Origin of the sequence: Mycolicibacterium mageritense (genome assembly GCF_010727475.1) — a bacterium.
In the GTDB taxonomy this organism is placed as follows: Bacteria; Actinomycetota; Actinomycetes; order Mycobacteriales; family Mycobacteriaceae; genus Mycobacterium; species Mycobacterium mageritense.
Genome location: NZ_AP022567.1, coordinates 4,941,236 through 4,958,697, shown reverse-complemented (window position 1 = coordinate 4,958,697; position 17,462 = coordinate 4,941,236). Strand labels below are relative to the sequence as shown.

18 protein-coding genes are annotated in these 17,462 nt (G+C 67.3%); 12 read left to right on the top strand and 6 right to left on the bottom strand.

Translation table 11 applies throughout. The features are described 5' to 3' along the window. The first annotated feature begins 263 nt into the window (after positions 1–263). From G6N67_RS23925 to G6N67_RS23915, 3 genes are read left to right on the top strand one after another with little or no spacing between them, the layout of a single operon-like run. Complete coding sequence (locus G6N67_RS23925; protein ID WP_163642277.1) at positions 264–1,655, top strand: APC family permease; 1,392 nt, start codon at positions 264–266, stop codon at positions 1,653–1,655. Between the two features lie 11 nt (positions 1,656–1,666). Further along, complete coding sequence (locus G6N67_RS23920) at positions 1,667–2,014, top strand: hypothetical protein (RefSeq protein ID WP_036428336.1); 348 nt, start codon at positions 1,667–1,669, stop codon at positions 2,012–2,014. A 3-nt stretch (positions 2,015–2,017) separates the two neighbouring features. Further along, positions 2,018–3,340, top strand: coding sequence for an alanine racemase (locus tag G6N67_RS23915; protein ID WP_036428337.1), 1,323 nt, complete (start codon positions 2,018–2,020; stop codon positions 3,338–3,340). On the opposite strand, the gene ilvD is transcribed toward G6N67_RS23915, so the two are convergent. Then, entirely contained in the window at positions 3,324–5,234 is a 1,911-nt protein-coding gene (gene ilvD, locus G6N67_RS23910; protein ID WP_036434194.1) for a dihydroxy-acid dehydratase, read from the bottom strand. The two genes, G6N67_RS23915 and ilvD, sit on opposite strands and share 17 nt — an antisense overlap. Positions 5,235–5,316: 82 nt before the next feature. Between ilvD and G6N67_RS23905 the strand changes: the two genes are divergently transcribed. Then, positions 5,317–6,177 (top strand): helix-turn-helix transcriptional regulator, encoded by an 861-nt coding sequence (locus G6N67_RS23905; protein WP_036428339.1) that lies wholly within the window; start codon positions 5,317–5,319, stop codon positions 6,175–6,177. Here the strand turns inward: G6N67_RS23905 and G6N67_RS23900 are convergent. The 3 genes from G6N67_RS23900 to G6N67_RS23890 are packed head-to-tail and all read right to left on the bottom strand — an operon-like array spanning position 6,137 to position 8,723. Beyond that, positions 6,137–6,520 carry a hypothetical protein gene (locus tag G6N67_RS23900; protein ID WP_036428341.1) on the bottom strand — a complete coding sequence of 128 codons (384 nt, stop codon included), beginning with the start codon at positions 6,518–6,520 and terminating at the stop codon, positions 6,137–6,139. The genes G6N67_RS23905 and G6N67_RS23900 overlap by 41 nt on opposite strands. Further along, entirely contained in the window at positions 6,517–6,954 is a 438-nt protein-coding gene (gene aroQ / locus G6N67_RS23895) for a type II 3-dehydroquinate dehydratase (RefSeq protein WP_036428342.1), read from the bottom strand. The genes G6N67_RS23900 and aroQ overlap by 4 nt, the downstream gene beginning before the upstream one ends. Then, positions 6,951–8,723, bottom strand: coding sequence for a bifunctional sugar phosphate isomerase/epimerase/4-hydroxyphenylpyruvate dioxygenase family protein (locus G6N67_RS23890; protein WP_036428344.1), 1,773 nt, complete (start codon positions 8,721–8,723; stop codon positions 6,951–6,953). The genes aroQ and G6N67_RS23890 overlap by 4 nt, the downstream gene beginning before the upstream one ends. 78 nt (positions 8,724–8,801) lie before the next feature. Here G6N67_RS23890 and G6N67_RS23885 point away from each other — a divergent pair, with 78 nt between their 5' ends. From G6N67_RS23885 to pcaC, 7 genes are all read left to right on the top strand, one after another. Further along, complete coding sequence (locus G6N67_RS23885; RefSeq protein ID WP_036428345.1) at positions 8,802–9,446, top strand: TetR/AcrR family transcriptional regulator; 645 nt, start codon at positions 8,802–8,804, stop codon at positions 9,444–9,446. Positions 9,447–9,554: 108 nt separating this feature from the next. After that, a complete protein-coding gene (locus G6N67_RS23880; protein WP_051578420.1) occupies positions 9,555–10,457 on the top strand; it encodes a shikimate dehydrogenase in 903 nt (300 codons plus the stop codon). A 68-nt stretch (positions 10,458–10,525) separates the two neighbouring features. Beyond that, positions 10,526–11,788, top strand: a complete 1,263-nt coding sequence (locus G6N67_RS23875) for an MFS transporter (protein WP_081812585.1) — start codon at positions 10,526–10,528, stop codon at positions 11,786–11,788. A 13-nt stretch (positions 11,789–11,801) separates the two neighbouring features. Next, positions 11,802–12,584, top strand: coding sequence for a protocatechuate 3,4-dioxygenase subunit beta (gene pcaH, locus G6N67_RS23870; protein ID WP_036428346.1), 783 nt, complete (start codon positions 11,802–11,804; stop codon positions 12,582–12,584). Next, on the top strand, positions 12,584–13,129 hold the full coding sequence (gene pcaG, locus G6N67_RS23865) for a protocatechuate 3,4-dioxygenase subunit alpha (protein WP_036428347.1): 546 nt from the start codon (positions 12,584–12,586) through the stop codon (positions 13,127–13,129). The genes pcaH and pcaG overlap by 1 nt, the downstream gene beginning before the upstream one ends. Next, positions 13,122–14,315 carry a lyase family protein gene (locus tag G6N67_RS23860; protein ID WP_036428348.1) on the top strand — a complete coding sequence of 398 codons (1,194 nt, stop codon included), beginning with the start codon at positions 13,122–13,124 and terminating at the stop codon, positions 14,313–14,315. The genes pcaG and G6N67_RS23860 overlap by 8 nt, the downstream gene beginning before the upstream one ends. After that, complete coding sequence (gene pcaC, locus G6N67_RS23855; RefSeq protein WP_036428350.1) at positions 14,312–14,668, top strand: 4-carboxymuconolactone decarboxylase; 357 nt, start codon at positions 14,312–14,314, stop codon at positions 14,666–14,668. Before G6N67_RS23860 ends, pcaC begins: the two co-directional genes overlap by 4 nt. Before the next feature lie 4 nt (positions 14,669–14,672). On the opposite strand, the gene G6N67_RS23850 is transcribed toward pcaC, so the two are convergent. Together G6N67_RS23850 and G6N67_RS23845 are read right to left on the bottom strand one after the other, a co-directional pair. Beyond that, a complete protein-coding gene (locus G6N67_RS23850) occupies positions 14,673–15,056 on the bottom strand; it encodes a Zn-ribbon domain-containing OB-fold protein (protein WP_036428352.1) in 384 nt (127 codons plus the stop codon). Positions 15,057–15,066: 10 nt separating this feature from the next. Beyond that, positions 15,067–16,233, bottom strand: coding sequence for a thiolase family protein (locus G6N67_RS23845; RefSeq protein WP_036434201.1), 1,167 nt, complete (start codon positions 16,231–16,233; stop codon positions 15,067–15,069). A 134-nt stretch (positions 16,234–16,367) separates the two neighbouring features. Here G6N67_RS23845 and G6N67_RS23840 point away from each other — a divergent pair, with 134 nt between their 5' ends. Next, entirely contained in the window at positions 16,368–17,462 is a 1,095-nt protein-coding gene (locus tag G6N67_RS23840; RefSeq protein ID WP_036434203.1) for an acyl-CoA dehydrogenase family protein, read from the top strand.

The window sequence follows — 17,462 nt, the reverse complement described above, 5'->3', positions numbered from 1 at the left end:
AATCTGGCATCCGCAAGACCCTTCCGCAGCGAAGTGTTGGCCATGCCACATTCACTCTTGTCAGGTTGTCTGATGACTTATACGCTGCCCTCAGTCGCACGAGCGGCTCCGCCTCCCCCGCCACCAGCCCAGGCCCGGGGTCGCAGATTCTCACCAAACTCAATCTCGGAAAGTTGGCCAGCATGGCTCTGTCGGAAACCAATCCTCCACCCCCGCGCCTGCGCTCAGGTCAGATAGGCACAGGGGCAATCGTTTTCATGGTCGTGGCCGCTGCATCTCCACTCGGCGCGATGTTCGTCGGGGCCGGCGCGTCCATCGGGCATGGCAACGGCATAGGCACGCCGGGTATCTACGTGATCGCCGGACTCACCCTCGCGCTGTTCGCAGTCGGGTATGTGGCGATGAGCCGACATGTGGTGAGTGCCGGTGCATTTTACGTCTACATCACGCGCGGGCTCGGCCGCGTTTTCGGCATGGGAGCCGCGATCGTCGCGCTGGTCTGCTACAACGCGTACGTCGTCGCACTGATCGCATTCGTCGGCGTCTCGACCGCGAGCGCAGCGGCCTCCGACACCGGTGTCGAACTGCCCTGGCAGATCTGGTCGTTACTCGCCTACCTGGTGCTGGTCACGCTGTCGTACTTTCGGATCGAGTTGAGCGTGAAGGTGCTGGGCGTGCTGCTGGCGGCCGAATTCCTCATTCTCGGGTTGCTCGACGTCATGGTCCTGGTCAAGAACGGCCCCGCTGCCTTTCCATTGCAATCCTTTGCGCCGAGTTCCATTTTCACCGCAACCATCGGGGTGAGTGTGGTCTACGCCTTCTCGTCGTTCACCGGTTTCGAGGCGACGGCGATCTACGGCGAGGAGGCACGTCAACCGCGCCGCACGATTCCACGGGCGACCTATGTGGCGCTGGCCCTCATCACGGGCTTCTACGTGGTCACCACATGGTCGTTGATCGCCGCATTCGGACCCGAAGGCGCGGTCGAAGCGGCCCAACAGGATTCGGATTTCGTGTTCCGCGCGAACAGCCTGTATGTGGGGGGCATCTCGGATCACATCATGCATCTGCTGGTCTGCACCAGCCTGTTCGCCGCGCTGCTGGCGTTCCACAACGCCACTGCCCGGTACATGTTCGCACTGGCACGCGACGGCGTGCTGCCGCCTGCGCTCGCGCGGGTACATCCCCGGCACGGCTCGCCTCACATCGCCGGCCGGACCCAGCTGGGATTCGCCGGCGTGGTCCTCGTCGGCATGGCGCTGACCCGACTCGACGTCGAGGACATCGCGGCGGGATTCCTGGGCCTCGGCGCGCTCGGGATGCTGTGCCTGCAAGCACTCACCAGCTGTGCGGTGGTCGGGTTCTTCGCGCACCGAGCCGATCGGGATCTGTGGCGGACCGTCCTCGCGCCCACCGCGGCGGCCGTGCTCCTCGCCGTCGGAATCGGCCTGTCCGTGTGGCACTTTCCGGAGCTGACCGGCGCGACATCACAACTGATGAACCACCTCTGGACAGTGCTGCCGGTCGCCTTCGGTGCCGGCGCACTGTATGCCGGTTTCCTCCGTCGCCTGCGGCCGGACGTCTATGCGGATTTCGGCATTCAAAACCCACGCACCGACAACACGCGAATCACCGCGCACACCCCAACCAGTTGAAAGGAAGTCGAATGTCCCCCACCTGTCTGCATCTGCCCATCCTTGCGGGCCAGACATCAGCCACCAGAGCGTTCCTCGCCGAGTTGTCCGGCACGCACGCAGACGCCTACGCCGAATCACAACGGGCACTTGAGATCGGCAAAGAGGCATGGTTCATCGCACGTTCTCGCGACGACGACATCCTGGTGGCCTATCTGGAATCCGTCGATTTTCCCACCGCGCTGCACCGCATGAGTTCGTCCTCGCAACCGTTCGACCGGTGGTTCAAAGATCGGCTACGCGATTGCACGGGGCTCGATCTCGACAATCCCCCGGCCATGGACCTTCCCGAACTTGCCGCCTACTACACCGAAAGCTGATTCATGACCACACTTCTGGACCGCACATTCGATCTCAACCCAGGCATGCTTGCCGCGGCGATAGAGCTGCACCAGGCCGGTGCCGTTCCGTCGGCCACGCAGTTGATCGACCTCGACATGATCGCCCGCAACGCCCGCCGCACCGCGCAAGCGGCCGAAGCACACGGCCTGCGGGTGTATGCCATGACCAAGCAGAACGGCCTCAACCCCTTCATGACCAAGGTGCTGCTGGACTGCGGCATCCCGTCCACCTGTGCAGTGGAAACCCTTCAGGCGCACCGAATTCACCGCTACGGGTTTCCGCTCGGCAACGTCGGCCACATCCAGAACATCCCCGCGGCCCAGGTACCGGCGGTGGTCGCGATGCGGCCCGAGTTCATCACGGTCTACACCTATGAGGCCGCGAAGCGCGTCTCCGATGCCGCATCGAACCTCGGTGTCACGCAGCGGCTGTACGTCCGGGTGACCAATCAGTCGCCGACCGGGACACCCATCGTCGGCGTCGACGAAGGCGCCTTCACGGGTCTGGTCGGCGGCTGGACCGAAGACAACTGTGTCGCCGGCATCCGGCCTCTGTTAGCCCTCCCGAATGTCGAAGTTGCGGGTCTGACCCAGTTTTCGGCGATCAGCTACGGAGAGAACGGGGATCCGTCGGTGGTCAAACCGACCGAGGCGTTCTTCACCATGCTTCGAGCCAAGGAGCGTCTGGAGCGCGAACTCGGCTTGGCCGACCTTCACCTCAATGTCGGCGGTAACGCCAACGTCGGCACGTTCCCGGTGCTCGCAAGCTACGGCGTCACCGAAGTCGAGCCCGGGGTGTCGCTGGCCGGATCGGGCGGTTTCCACGCCAAACAAGAGATGGCCGAACACCCCGCACAAGTCGTGGTGAGCGAGGTCAGCCACTACTGGGGCGACAACGTGTACACCACGGGTGGCGTCTTCAATTTCGTGTCCGATCTGTACGACCCCGAACCCATGTGCGCGGCCGCAGGCACCGACCTCGAATCGGCCCGACGCTGCCGCATCCCTTACCTCTACAACGAGATGGTGGACGCTCACGGCGTATTCGGCCCGGGCACACCCATGCCCGCAGTCGGTGACACCGTCTTGGTCGTTCATCACCCGCAGGCATTCCTCGAGCGCGGTTACACCGCAGCCGTGAGCGGGATCGCCGAGGGCGAGCCCCGGCTGGAAGGCGTCTTCGATGCCGCCTGCAACCAGCTGGACGCCGATTTCAACGTCCTACCTCGGCAGCACACCATCGAACAGCTCGACAAGATCGGGCGGCGTTATCGCGAAGGCGCGACCGTCAACACCGCACTGTAGCGGCAGAATTGGCCGCGGGCCGGGCCGGATGCCACGCCCGGCTCGCGGCCTCGAGCATTGACACGTCGCGCACCGCGCCCTTGTCGGCCGAGAGCGCCATCGCGGCGTAGGCCCGCAATGCCGGTGAGACCTGCCGGTCTCGCTCGCGTGGCCAGTATCCGCCGTCGCGCTCCAGCCGGGCGCGTCGCCGGTCGAGTTCTGCTGCGTCGACCCGCAGTTCGATGGTCCGGGCCGGGATGTCGATGTCGATGACGTCGCCGGTCTCGACCAGCGCGATCGTGCCGCCCGCCGCCGCTTCGGGCGACACGTGCCCGATCGACAGGCCCGAGGAGCCGCCCGAGAAGCGTCCGTCGGTGATCAACGCGCAGACCTTGCCGAGCCCGACACCCTTGAGATACGAGGTGGGATACAGCATTTCCTGCATTCCGGGACCGCCGCGAGGGCCTTCGTAACGCACCACCAGGATGTCACCGGCGCGGACTCGCCCGCGCAGGATAGCGTCCTGGGCCTCCTCCTGGGATTCGACGACCACGGCCGGGCCGGTGAAGCTCAGGATCGAGGAATCCACGCCGGCGGTCTTGACCACGCACCCGTCCTCGGCAAGGTTGCCCCGCAGGATCGCCAACCCGCCGTCTGCCGAATACGCGTGCGCGACATCGCGGATGCATCCCGACTCGGCGTCGAGATCCAGACTCTCCCATCGACACGACTGCGAGAACGCCGAGCTGGAGCGCTCACCGCCGGGTGCGGCATGGAACAGTTCGACAGCTTCGCCGGTGGCGTGCGGCGAGCGCACATCCCAGGTGTGCAACCACTCGGTCAACGAGCCGGCATGGATCGAACGGACTTCGGTCGCCAGCAAGCCTGCTCGGTACAACTCGCCCATAACCGCAGGGATGCCACCGGCCCGGTGCACGTCTTCCATCAGGTAGTGGCCGTTGGGGGCGACCTTGCAGATACAGGGAATTCGCCTCGACAGCTCCTCGATGTCGGCCATCGTGAAGTCCACCTCGGCTTCCCGGGCCGCGGCGAGCAGATGAAGAATCGTGTTGGTCGAGCCGCCCATGGCGATGTCGACGACCATTGCGTTCGCGAACGCGGCGGGTGAGGCGATGCTGCGTGGCAACACGCCGTCGTCATCGCAGTCGTAGTAGCGGCGCGCCAGATCCATCACCGCCCGGCCCGCGTCTTCGTAGAGTGCGCGGCGCGCGGTGTGCGTGGCCAACGTGGTGCCATTGCCCGGCAGCGCCAACCCGATCGCCTCGGTGAGGCAGTTCATCGAGTTGGCGGTGAACATGCCCGAGCACGATCCGCAGGTTGGGCACGCCGCCGCCTCGATGCGCCCCATGTCGGTATCGGAGATGTCCGCGGAGACCGCATCCGACATCGCGGAGATCAGGTTGAGCCTGCTGCGCACCGTGCCGTCGACGAGCGTCGCGGTGCCGCCCTCCATCGGCCCGCCCGACACGAACACCGTCGGCACGTCGAGCCGCAGCGCGGCCATCAACATCCCGGGAGTGATCTTGTCGCAGTTCGAGATGCAGACCAACGCATCCGCACGGTGCGCGTTGACCATGTACTCGATCGAATCGGCGATCAGGTCGCGCGACGGCAACGAGTACAACATCCCGCCATGCCCCATCGCGATACCGTCGTCGACGGCAATCGTGTTGAATTCCCGGGGGATTCCGCCGGCGGCCTGCACGGCCTCGCAGACGATCCGCCCCACGGGTTGCAGATGGGTGTGTCCTGGGACGAACTCGGTGAAGCTGTTGGCCACTGCGACGATCGGTTTACCGAAGTCGTCGCCGGACACACCCGCTGCGCGCAGCAGTGCCCGCGCGCCCGCCATGTTGCGTCCGTGAGTGATGGTTCTGGATCTCAATTCCGGCATGCCCACATGGTTGCCGAGAATGCGCAGCGCGCGAAGACGGCGCAGGCACTAGTAGTGCCACTACCAGTTCTAGAATCGAGCGATGCCCAACCAGGCGGCTCGCGCAGAACTGGGCGGGTTTCTGCGGATGCGCCGAGAAGCACTGAACCGCGCCGAACGCGGCCTTCCGCCGATCCGCGGCCGGCGCACGGGCCTGCGCCGCGAAGAGGTCGCCTACCTGTCCTCGATCAGCGTCACCTGGTACACGTGGCTCGAACAGGGCCGCGACATCAACCCGTCGAGGCAGGTGCTCGAATCGATCGGGGAAACGCTCGCCCTCTCGCCCACCGACCAGGCGTATCTGCTTTCGCTGGCTGGTTTTTCGCCGAGCGGAGCGCACCCCACGCACGAGCCCGGCGAACCACCCGAACACGTGCAGCGGCTGCTGGACGCGTTCGACCTCTCCCCTGCCTTCGCCATCGATGCCGACTGGAGGATCGTCGCGTGGAACCGGGCCTACGCGGCGCTCTACCCGCGGGTGCAGACGGTCGCCGCCGCGGAACGAAACTTGTTGTGGCTGGTGTTCACCGATCCGACGATCAGGCAGCTGATGCCCGACTGGGAGGTGGAGAGCCGGCGGTTCGTCTCCGAATACCGCATGCAGAACGCCGCCCGGCTCGACGAACCCGCAGTCAGGGGACTGCTGGACCGGTTGCGGGTGGAAAGTCCGGAGTTCGAAGGTATCTGGGTCGACCACGCGATCGAGGGCTTCCAAACCCGGATGCGGCGGTTCGATCACCGGGTGGCCGGTGAGATCGAATTGGAGTATCACCGCCTGGCGCCGACCGATCTGCCGGACCTCAACATCGTGGTCTACACGCCGGCCGATGCGGCTGCCGCTGCGCAGTTGGCGCAGCTGAAGCTCAGTCCCGGCTCGACGCCCACTGCACGGCCGACGGGCTGAACAGCATGCCCAGCGTGACGACGGCCAGCAGGGCCACCAGAATTCCGTAGACCACCTGGTGCGATGTGATGACGTAGTACGCCACGCCGAGCAGCAGCAGGTTGGCGAACACACCGATGCCCCGGCCCCAGCGCCGCCCGGTGATCAGTGCCCAGCCGCCGGCCAGCAGACCGAGGCCCATGAGCGCGAACCAGCCCGCGGTCCCGTACGCGTTGAATCCCTCGGTGTGCTTGTCGGTGCCGCCGGTCGCGAGCACCGTGAGCACGACTGCCATCACCAGACCGGCCACTGCTTCGGCCGCGACCAGGAAGCCGGCGTAGCGGACGATCGGCGGCTGTATCACGCCAATCGCCCGGCCAGATAGCGCACCGCATACTCGTAGCCGGCCGGGCCGGCACCGGCGATGACGACGTCGGCGACGGCCGAGACATACGAGTGGTGCCGGAATGCCTCACGGCGGTGGATGTTGCTCAAATGCACCTCGGCGACCGGCAATTCGACCGATGTCAACGCGTCCGGGATGGCCACCGAGGTGTGGCTGTATGCGCCGGGGTTGATGATGATGCCTGCACAGTCGGTGCGGGCGGCGTGGATCGCGTCGATCAACGCACCTTCATGGTTGCTCTGCACCGCGCGCACCTCGAACCCGAGCTCAGCGGCCAGGGCGCTGACGGACTCTTCGATCTCGGCCAGGGTGGTGGCCCCGTACACCTCCGGCTGGCGGGTACCGAGCAGGTTGAGATTCGGCCCGTTGACGAGCAGCAGACGATCGGTCACCTCCGTACGGTACCGACGCCGGCCAACTGGGCGGCAAGGCGGACCGGCGCATTGTCGGTGCCGTACCCGTCATAACCGTCGAACCGCTGTACGAACTCGAAAAACACCGAGCCCACCGTGCGGGTGTAGAAGTGCACGAAATAACGGCCGTCGGGGGCACGGTCGTAGAGCAGGTTGAGCTCGCGCAGTTCGGCCACGGTGTCGTCGGCCAGCCCGAACCGCCCGGACAGGTAGTCGTAGTAGTTGTCGGGCACCGGAAGGAAATCCAGGCCTGCCGCGGCGGCCGTGCGGGCCAGCGCCATGACGTCGGCACACGCGAACGCGACATGCTGGGGCAGCACGGCACCGTCGAGACTGTGCGGTGCGACGTTGAGCGGCAACCGGACCGACGAGTCGGGTGTGCGCATGACCTGGCTGCGCACCAGGCCGGTGGGGCCGGGCACGTCGGCCGGAGCGTCGCCGGTCAGCCCGAACACGCTGGTCAGAAACAGCACGGCGTCTTCGGCCGTCTGCCACGGCTGGGTCAGGTTGATGTGGTCGATTCTCATCTCGGGCGCGGTGTCGGCGTGCCCGCGCTCGAACTCGTGTACCCACGCGGGTTCGGTCGTCCAGAACAGCTCCGTGCCGTCGGGAGCCACGGCCGCGCCGAAGGGCTGCTCGGCGGCATACGTGCGGCGGTACGCGACGGGCGCCATCAATTCGGCCGCCCGCTTCGTGGTCGCCGCGGCGTCGGGCACCTGCAACCCGACCGCGGCCACATGCGGCGCCTGGTCGCGTGCCTGCTGTTCGTTGAGGACGACGCGGGCGTGCCCAGCCGACCACAAGGACACGGCCTTGCTGCGGTGCCGCCCGCGCGACACGAAGCCGAGTTGGCCGAGCAGCACCTCGACGTCGCCGGTGTCCTCGGCCTTGATCTCGACGAAGTCGAATCCGGTGGGCGGCTCGGCCTCGGTCAACGTGTGCGTGATCTGGTCCTGCAGCCACAGCAGGGACCGCAGCGCATGCACGGCGGTGCGGCGGGGATCGGTCTGCCGGAAGGTGTCGTTGAACACCTCAAGCGACAACGGCCCGGTGTACCCGGCGGCCAGCGTGTGCCGCACGAAGCCCGTGAGGTCGAATGCGCCCTCTCCCGGGAACAGCCGATGGTGGCGGCTCCAGGACAACACGTCCATGCTCAGCGCCGGGGCGTCGGCGAGCTGCAGATAGAAGATCTTGTCTCCGTCGATCTGCTCGACGGCAGCCGGGTCGTGCCCGCGGGAGAGCACATGGAAGCTGTCGAGGCACACACCGACGTTCGGATGATCGGCGAGTTCGACGATGCGCCAGGCACGCCGGTAGTCGTCGACGTACCGGCCCCAGGCCAGCGCCTCGTACGCGATCCGGATGTCGTAGTCGGCGGCCAGGTCGCCGATGCACCGCAGTTGATCGGCCGAGACCCGATCGGAGTCGATCGTGGCGGTGCCGACATTGCTGCAGACCAGCACCGTGCCGATGCCGAGCCGCCGGGCCGTGGCGAACGTCGCGGCGGCGCGGCGCAGATTGTCGGTGAACGTCGCCTGGTCGACGCCTTCGAGATCGCGCAGTGGTTGGTAGAGATCCAGTGACAGCCCGAGCCTGCGCGCGAGATGGCGGATCTCCTCGGGCGAGTGGTCGGATGCGATCAGGTCGGGCTCGAAGATCTCGACGCCGTCGAACCCGGCTGCTGCGCACGCGTGCAGCTTCTCGACCAAGGAACCCGACAGCGAGACCGTGGCGATCGACGTCTTCATGGCGCTTGAATGTACCGTTTAGTTCATTAGAGTGAAAGGGTGCGGCCTGAGCCGCGGTGCCAAGTAAGCTCACGGCCCATGGCCGCCAAGCCCAAAGCCGAACTGCAGCGTGACGCCGAGCGCACGCGCGCCGAGCTGCTCGAGGTGGCCACCGAGGTGTTCGCCGAATCCGGCTATTCCGGCGCCCGGGTCGACGAGATCGCCGAACGCACCCGCACCACCAAGCGAATGATCTACTACTACTTCGGCGGCAAGGAGCAGCTCTACCTGGCCGTACTGGAGAACGCCTACCGCGGGATCCGCGAAGCTGAGCAGAAGCTGCGCGTGGACCACACCAACCCCGTGGTGGCCATCCGCCGACTGGCCGAGGTGACGTTCGATCACCACATCGCGCACGACGCGTTCATCCGGCTGGTGTCGATCGAGAACATCCACCGCGGCGAATTCATCCGGCAGCTGCGGGAACTCCCCGACCTCTCCCGCCCGGCAACCTCCCTGCTCGACGAGATCCTGCACGACGGACGGCAATCCGGCGTGTTCCGGGACGATGTCGACGCTCTGGACGTGCACCTGGTGATCAGCTCGTACTGCGTCTTCCAGGTGGCCAATCGCTACACCTTCGGCTACCTGTTCGACGTCGACTTCACCGAGACGTCGCAACGCGCCCACCTGCGGCGCATGCTCGGCGACATGGTGGTCGGCTGGCTCACCAGCCGATCCTGACCAGTCCTACGTCGGCGACCTGCATCACATTTGCCCCTTGACGCGGTCGGCGCCACAGCGCTCTACTCTGCGTACGTACTAGTTAGTACATTGCGGAAGGGAGCGAACATGACCCAGCGGCGGCCTTACCTCGTGGGGCTGATCGGCACCGGCGTCGGCCCGTCGCTGACCCCCGCCCTCCATATGGCGGAAGGGCGCGCCCAGGGCCTCGACTACGTCTATCGGACGCTCGATCTGGGTGAGCTGGGCCTGGCCCCGCACCAGATCGGCGACATCGTGGGCTGGGCGCGCACCCTCGGCTACGACGCGCTCAACATCACCCACCCGTGCAAACAGCTCGTCCTCCCCCACCTCGACACCGTCGAGCAGGTTGCGCGCACGCTCGGCGCGGTCAACACCGTGGTGTTCGACGCGGACCGCGCGGTCGGCTACAACACCGACACCACGGGCTTCGCGCACGGATTCGCCGAAGGCCTGCCGGGCGCGCACCTGGACACCGTGGTGCTGGTCGGCGCCGGCGGGGCCGGGACCGCCGTCGCCGACGCGCTGCTGCGCATGGGCACGTGCCACCTCACCGTCGTCGATCTCGACGTCGACCGCGCCGCGGCACTTGCCGGCGAACTCTGCACCCGGCACCCGCACGCCCGAGTCGACGCGTCGTCGTTCGACAAGCTGTCAGTGTTGCTGCCGGACAGCGACGGCGTCGTGCATGCCACCCCGACCGGGATGGCCGATCATCCGGGTCTGCCGTTCGACGCCGCGCTCCTGCACGCCGATCTGTGGGTGGCCGACGTCGTCTACCGCCCACTGGACACCGCACTGCTGCAGGCCGCCCGTGCCGTGGGTTGCCGCACGCTCGACGGCGGACACATGGCCGTCTACCAGGCCGTCGACGCCTTCGCCCTGATCACCGGTATCACTCCCGATGCCGCCAGGATGACCGCCCACTTCCGCAATCTCGTCGCACAGCCCTTCCCGCCCAGCACAATTCGTTTCAAGGAGCACCCGTGACCACCACCTCCCGCCCGCCCGAAGCGGTGCCGACGCGGACCCCACGCCGCGCCGCCCTGGCCAGCTTCATGGGCAGCGCCGTCGAGTACTACGACTTCTTCCTGTTCGGATCGGCGGCCGCGCTGATCTTCCCGCACGTGTTCTTCCCGTCCGATGACGAAGCGGCCCTGGTGATGTCGTTCGCCACGTTCGGGTTCGCCTACATCGCGCGGCCGATCGGGGCGTTCATCCTCGGGCATTTCGGCGACCGAGTGGGACGCCAGCGCGTCCTGATGTTCACGCTGGTGCTGATGGGCCTGTCCACGTTCCTCATCGGCTGCCTGCCCGGCTTCGCCACGATCGGCTGGGTGGCACCGGCACTGCTCGTGGTCTGCCGGCTCATGCAGGGCTTCTCCGCGGCGGGCGAGCAGGCCGGCGCGAGTTCCCTGACGCTCGAACACTCCCCCGATCACCAGCGCGCCTTCTACACGTCGTGGACCCTGACCGGAACCCAGGGCGGGTTGATCCTGGCGTCACTGATCCTCATTCCGTTCGTGTCGCTGCCCGACGAGGTCAAATACACCTGGGGTTGGCGGGTGCCGTTCTGGCTCAGCGCAGTCGTGGTGGTCGTGGCGTACTTCATCCGGCGCCGCCTGCACGAGACCCCGCAGTTCACCGAGGCCAAGGCCGCAGGCACCATCGCCCGCATGCCACTGATCCCGTTGCTGCGCGACCACTGGGCCGACGTGCTGCGGGTCATCTTCTGTGCGTTCATCGCCGCGGTCTCAACGGTTTTCGGCAATCTGGCCATCGCCTACGGCAAGAAGGTCGGACTACCCGCCGACATCACGCTGTGGCTCGTGGTGGTTGCCAATATCTTCGCCCTGGCCACCCAGCCGCTGTTCGGCAAGCTCACCGACCGGATCGGCCGCAAGCCGGTGTTCGTCTACGGCGCACTGTCGTCGGCCGCGCTCATGCCCTTTTACATGCTCTCGATGAGCGGCGACAACCACATGCTGACCTTCGCGCTCGCGGTGGCAACATTCTCCTTCGGGTATGCCGCCGCCAACGCCGTCTGGCCCGCGTTCTACGGCGAGATGTTCTCCACCCAGGTCCGCTTCTCCGGCGTGGCGATCGGCACCCAGCTGGGCTTCCTGGTGGCCGGTTTCGCGCCGTCGATCGTGACCGCGCTGGGCGGTGTCCGCGACGGCGGCTGGGTGGTGATCAGCATCTTCACCGCGGTCGTCTGCCTGATCTCCGCCGGCGCCGCCCTGACCGCACGCGAAACCCGTGATGTGCCGACCGAGTTGCTCGGCCACCCCGCGGGCACCAAAGAGCTTGTCCACCACTGAGATCGGAGCCGAGATGACCGTCACCGACACCAACCCGGACAGCGCGTCGGCTCACCAGGCCGAGATCAACGCCGAGATCGCCGCGATCGAATCGGCATACCAGCGCTCCGGAATCGAGGAAACGCAACCACGGCTGGACTACCCGCCCTACCGCAGCAGCCTGCTGCGCCATCCGACCAAGGATCCGGTGCGCGCCGATCCGGAGACCGTCGAGCTGTGGGCGCCCGTGTTCGGGCCGCGCGACGTGAACCCGCTGGAAGCGGATCTGACCATCCAGGGCCCGGCCGCACCGATCGGCGAGCGCATGGTGGTCACCGGCCGCATCGTCGACGGCGACGGCCGACCCGTGCGCCGCCAACTCGTCGAGATCTGGCAGGCCAACGCCGCCGGCCGGTACGTGCACAAGCGCGATCAGCATCCGGCCCCGCTCGACCCGAACTTCACGGGCGTGGGCCGGTGTCTGACCGACGACGACGGCACCTACCGGTTCACCACGATCAAGCCGGGACCGTATCCGTGGAAGAACCACCACAACGCGTGGCGTCCCGCCCACATCCACTTCTCGTTGTTCGGCACCGATTTCACGCAGCGCATGATCACGCAGATGTACTTCCCGGGCGACCCGCTGTCCGCCCTCGACCCGATCTATCAGTCCATCACCGACGCCAAGGCCCGCGACCGGCTCGTCGCGGCCTACGACCACGATGTCACGACTCACGAATGGGCCACCGGATACCGCTGGGACATCGTGCTCGGCGGCTCGGCCCGGACGCCCTTCGAAGAGGAGCATCCCTGATGGCCATCCTGACCGCCACCCCCGGCCAGACCATCGGGCCGTTCTACGGCTACGCCTTGCCGTTCGACCGCAGCAATGAGCTTGTGCCGCCCGGGTTTCCGGGGGCGATCCGGCTGCACGGAGAGGTCACCGACGGCGTGGGGACACCCGTGCCCGACGTGCTGCTGGAGATCTGGCAGGCCGATGCCGACGGTCGCGTCGCGAGAAACCCGGGCTCACTGCATCGCGACGGATGGACGTTCACCGGCTTCGGTCGCACGGGCACCGACGACGCGGGCCGTTACAGCTTCACGACCGTGACCCCCGGCGTCACCGAACCGGGCTGCGCACCGTTCTTCGCGGTCACGGTGTTCGGCCGCGGGTTGCTCAACCGCTTGTTCACCCGCTGCTATGTGCCGGGCACATGGCTCGACGGTGACGGATTCCTCGCCTCGGTTCCCGCCGAGCGCCGCCACACCCTGATCGCCAAGCCCGCGGCGCACGGCCTGCGATTCGACATCCGACTGCAAGGGCACGACGAAACGGTCTTCCTGCGCCATGCCTGACCTGTTCTGGCCGGGTGACCACCGCGCCGGCGACGTGATGTCCGACGCCGCGTTTCTCGACGCCATGGTGTCCGTCGAAACTGCGTGGCTCACCGTGCTCGTCGACGCAGGCATCGCACCGGCGAGTGCCCGCGCCGAACTCACGGTGTCCGTTGCCGACCGTGACGCGATCGCGACGGCCGCCGAATGCGACGGCAATCCGGTGACCGCCCTTGTCGCGCTGCTGCGCTCGCGGGCAGGCGACGATCCGGCGTGCTGGCTGCACCGCGGGCTGACCAGTCAGGACGTCATCGACACCGCCCTGATGCTGTGCCTGCGCACGGCACTGACCGCCGTGCGCTCCGCCCTCACGGCCCAGGTGCGCACGCTGATGACACTTGCCGAAACCTACCGCGACACACCGATGCTCACCCGCACCCTCGCGCAACCCGCATTGCCCGGCACGGTCGGGTTCAAGGTCGCGCACTGGCTGACCGCAGTTCTCGATGCCGCCGATGTGATCGATGCGCTGCCCGCGCTTGCGGTGCAGTGCGGCGGCGCAGCCGGATCCATGGCCGCGGCGACCGAGCTTGCCGGAACCCCGGAAGCCGCGGTGCACCTGAGTGCCGCCCTCGCCTCGGCGTTGGGCCTGGCGCCCGCCGCGCCATGGCACACCACGCGCGCACCACTGACGCGCACCGCGGACGCCCTGGTGGCCTGCTGCGACGCGTGGGGGCACATCGCGAACGACGTCGCGCTCGGTTGCCGCGCCGAGATCGGCGAATTCACCGAAGGTGCCGGCGGGGCGTCGTCGACCATGCCGCACAAGAACAATCCGGTGTTGTCGGTTCTGCTGCGGCGCAACGCATTGACCGCGCCCCACCTGAACGCCGCGCTGCACAGCGCGTCCGCGGCCGGCGTCGACGAGCGCGCCGACGGCGGCTGGCATGCCGAATGGGCGACGCTACGCACCCTGACGCGACATACCGTGATCGCCGCGTCCCAGGCCACCGACCTGCTCGCGGGCCTGCGGGTCGACATCCCGAGAGCAGCCGCGAACCTGGCCGCGGCGCAAGGGATCTTCGCCGAACAGCAGGTCATGCGCGAGCTTGCCGGCCGCACGTCTCACGACGGCTATCTCGGTGCGGCAGGTCATCTCATCGATTCAGCGCTGCGGCGTGCGCACGAATATCAGGAGGCCCGATGACCGACCCCGGGATGGCTGTGCGCCGCGAGGTGCTCGGTGACGAGCACGTGGATCGTGCGATCGCGGCGACCACGGATTTCACCGCCGACTTCCAGGAACTGATCACGCGTTACGCCTGGGGCGAGATCTGGACCAGGCCCGGCCTGGATCGGCGGTCGCGCTCGATGATCACCCTGACCGCGATGATCGCGCGCGGCCACCACGACGAATTCGCGATGCACGTGCGGGCCGCGCTGCGCAACGGGCTGACCGTCGACGAGATCAAGGAAGTGATCCTGCAGAACGCGATCTACTGCGGCGTGCCCGACGCCAACACCGCGTTCCGCATCGCGGCGCAGGTGCTGGCCGAATAGTCGGTCACTGCACCCGGAAATACGGGATGGCCTCGGCAGTGTCACCGTCGCCCAGCACCTCGTAGGCGACCGTGACCCGCACCCCGAACAGATCGGCGTTCACGTCGGCATCCAGGAACGACGTCCACCACCACGGGCCCTCGTCGAGTTCGACGATGCCGACCGGCAACCGGCCGCCACCACGCTGGTGGACGACCGACCAACTCACGACGGTCCCGGTGCCGGCCGCAGGCACCCGAACGTAGCGCTGCGGATCGACCGACACGTCGAACTGCGGCGAGAGCATCTCGCCGGTTCGGGTGTCCTTGACGATCAGGAACTCCCCACGTTTGGTGCCGTCGAGGAATTCGGCTGTCGCGGCATCACGCTGAATCGCAAACGCAGGCATCAGGATTCTCCTAGTTGTCGGTACCGAGGACCAGCGTCGAATGGAAGTCGAGAATGCCGCCGTTGCCGGAGACCAGTACCCGGTCATGGTCGGCGACCTGGCGCGCACCTCCCTGGCCGCGGGCCTGCACCACCGCTTCGTGCAACGGCGTCATGCCCCACATGTAGAACGCGCTGAGCTCACCGCCGCCGGTGTTGAACTTGATCCTGCCGTTCGGCCCGATCATGCCGGGCTCGGCGACGCCCGGTCCCCCTTCACCTTTCGGGAAGAAGCCGTAGTCCTCCAGGGTCAGCAGCGCGGTGAACGTGTAGCAGTCGTAGATCTGCGCGACCCCGACCTCGTCGAGGGTCGTGCCCGCCATCTTCAGGGCCCGCGGACCGGATTCGGCTGCACCACTGACGAGCCCGAAGTCGTCGTTACGGATACCCGTGCGGCCCGGGTGCGCCTGCGCCCAGCCCAGCACGCGCACGGGCGGCTGCCGCAGGGTCCGCGCGCGCTCCAACGACGTCACGATGATGGCCACACCACCATTGCTGACCAGACAGCAGTCGTAGAGGTGGAACGGTTCGGCGATGTAGCGGCTGGCGTGGTACTCCGCCAGCGTCAGCGGGGTGCCGTGGAACTGGGCGATCGGGTTGAGCTGTGCCCAATCACGTTGCGCGACCGCGATATGCCCCAACTGGTCGGACGTGGTGCCGTACTTCTTCATGTGCCGTCGCGCCGCCAACGCGTACATGACGTTGGGCGACGTGATTCCGTTGGACGCGGTGATGCCGCCCCAGCCACGCGGGACGGACCGCGCTGCGGTGTATGCCGCGGAAGCACTCGACGATTCTTTGAGCGGATCGTCCGCCCACACCACGGCAACCGTGTCGACCATGCCCGACTGCACGGCCATCGACGCGTACTGCACCATTTGTGCCGCGGTCGAGCCGAACCCCTGCATCGCCGTCAGCAGTTTGAGATCGACCAGGCCGAGGGCGCCCTGCAGGTCGATCCCGACACCCGACCTGATCCCGCCGGACACGATCAGGCCGTCGATGTCGGACAACTCGAGCCCGGCGTCGGCCGCGGCGAGCCGGACGGCCTTGGCGGCGAACTGCCGAGCGGTGCGGCCGTAGACCTTGCCCTGTTCGGTGATGCCGAGTCCGGCGATCGCCGCCGCGTTGTGGGTCATGGCATCCACTTTCGCGGTCCCGGCCGGCGGCTGTAAACGACCGACCGAGACACCGGGGCATTTCCCGAATGGAAACCTGTCGGTGTGCCAATCCGTGATTTACACCACGCCGCCGACCACGTTGCATGGACGTCATGACGATCAGCCTCGCCGAACGGGCGGAATTGCAGGCCGCGGTCCGCGACCTGCTGACGGACGAATGCACCGAGCAGGACGTGCGCCGGGTCATGGCGGGTGACGACGGGTTCGACCGCGAACTGTGGGCCAAACTCGCCGCGCAGGGCGTGACCGGCCTGCTCGTCGAGAGCGAATTCGGCGGCGTGGGCCTCGGTGCGCCCGAGCTCGAGGCCGTGGCCGAGGAGACCGGCGCGGCGCTTTTGCCCGCGCCGTTCCTGGCCAGCGCCGTGCTCGCGGTCGCCGCGATCCAGGCGGCAGGCACACCGCAGGACAAGCAACGACTGCTGCCCGGCCTGGCCGACGGCACCGCCATCGGCACGGTCGCACTCACCGGGCGCCGCGGCACCTGGACGCCCGACGGCGTCGACGTCGCGGCGAATGCGGACGGAACGCTCAGCGGATCGGCGCACTACGTGCTCGGCGGGCAGGTCGCCGACGTGATCCTGGTGGCCGCCCGCACCGCCGACGGTGTCGGCCTGTTCGAGGTCCGCGCCGACGCCACCGGGTTCACCCGAACGGCTGCAACAGTTTTCGACCCGACGGTACGGCTGTCGGTGTTCACGTTCGCCGACACGCCCGCGCAGCGCCTCGGCACCGCGGGCTGGGCGGCGCTGCAGGACGCACTCGACCTCGCGGTGATCGCACTGGCAGGCGAGCAGGCGGGCGGGGCGCGCCGCATCTTCGACATCACGGTCGAATACCTCAAGACGCGGGTGCAATTCGGCAGGCAGATCGGCAGCTTTCAGGCGCTCAAGCACATGGCCGCCGACCTGCTGCTGGAAGTGGAATCCGCGACCTCGGCCGCGCAGCACGCCGCGGCCCGGTATGCGGCCGACCGGGACAATGCCGGCGGCGCAATCGCCCTCGCCGGCTTCACGTGTGCAGAGGCGTTTCACGCCACGGCGATGGCCGCCATCCAGATGCACGGCGGCATCGGATTCACCTGGGAGCACCCGGCACATCTCTTCCTGCGCCGGGCACGCACGGGCGTGCCCCTGCTGGGTGGGCCGGACCGCCACCGCGAACGCTACCTCGAATCGAAAGGCGCCTGA

Excerpts from the sequence above, each read along its gene's own strand:
- G6N67_RS23920 (WP_036428336.1), top strand. The coding sequence starts at position 1,667 with ATGTCCCCCACCTGTCTGCATCTGCCCATCCTTGCGGGCCAGACATCA.
- G6N67_RS23915 (WP_036428337.1), top strand. The coding sequence starts at position 2,018 with ATGACCACACTTCTGGACCGCACATTCGATCTCAACCCAGGCATGCTT.
- ilvD (WP_036434194.1), bottom strand. The coding sequence starts at position 5,234 with ATGCCGGAATTGAGATCCAGAACCATCACTCACGGACGCAACATGGCG.
- G6N67_RS23905 (WP_036428339.1), top strand. The coding sequence starts at position 5,317 with ATGCCCAACCAGGCGGCTCGCGCAGAACTGGGCGGGTTTCTGCGGATG.
- G6N67_RS23890 (WP_036428344.1), bottom strand. The coding sequence starts at position 8,723 with ATGAAGACGTCGATCGCCACGGTCTCGCTGTCGGGTTCCTTGGTCGAG.
- G6N67_RS23885 (WP_036428345.1), top strand. The coding sequence starts at position 8,802 with ATGGCCGCCAAGCCCAAAGCCGAACTGCAGCGTGACGCCGAGCGCACG.
- G6N67_RS23880 (WP_051578420.1), top strand. The coding sequence starts at position 9,555 with ATGACCCAGCGGCGGCCTTACCTCGTGGGGCTGATCGGCACCGGCGTC.
- G6N67_RS23875 (WP_081812585.1), top strand. The coding sequence starts at position 10,526 with ATGGGCAGCGCCGTCGAGTACTACGACTTCTTCCTGTTCGGATCGGCG.
- pcaH (WP_036428346.1), top strand. The coding sequence starts at position 11,802 with ATGACCGTCACCGACACCAACCCGGACAGCGCGTCGGCTCACCAGGCC.
- pcaG (WP_036428347.1), top strand. The coding sequence starts at position 12,584 with ATGGCCATCCTGACCGCCACCCCCGGCCAGACCATCGGGCCGTTCTAC.
- G6N67_RS23860 (WP_036428348.1), top strand. The coding sequence starts at position 13,122 with ATGCCTGACCTGTTCTGGCCGGGTGACCACCGCGCCGGCGACGTGATG.
- pcaC (WP_036428350.1), top strand. The coding sequence starts at position 14,312 with ATGACCGACCCCGGGATGGCTGTGCGCCGCGAGGTGCTCGGTGACGAG.
- G6N67_RS23850 (WP_036428352.1), bottom strand. The coding sequence starts at position 15,056 with ATGCCTGCGTTTGCGATTCAGCGTGATGCCGCGACAGCCGAATTCCTC.
- G6N67_RS23845 (WP_036434201.1), bottom strand. The coding sequence starts at position 16,233 with ATGACCCACAACGCGGCGGCGATCGCCGGACTCGGCATCACCGAACAG.
- G6N67_RS23840 (WP_036434203.1), top strand. The coding sequence starts at position 16,368 with ATGACGATCAGCCTCGCCGAACGGGCGGAATTGCAGGCCGCGGTCCGC.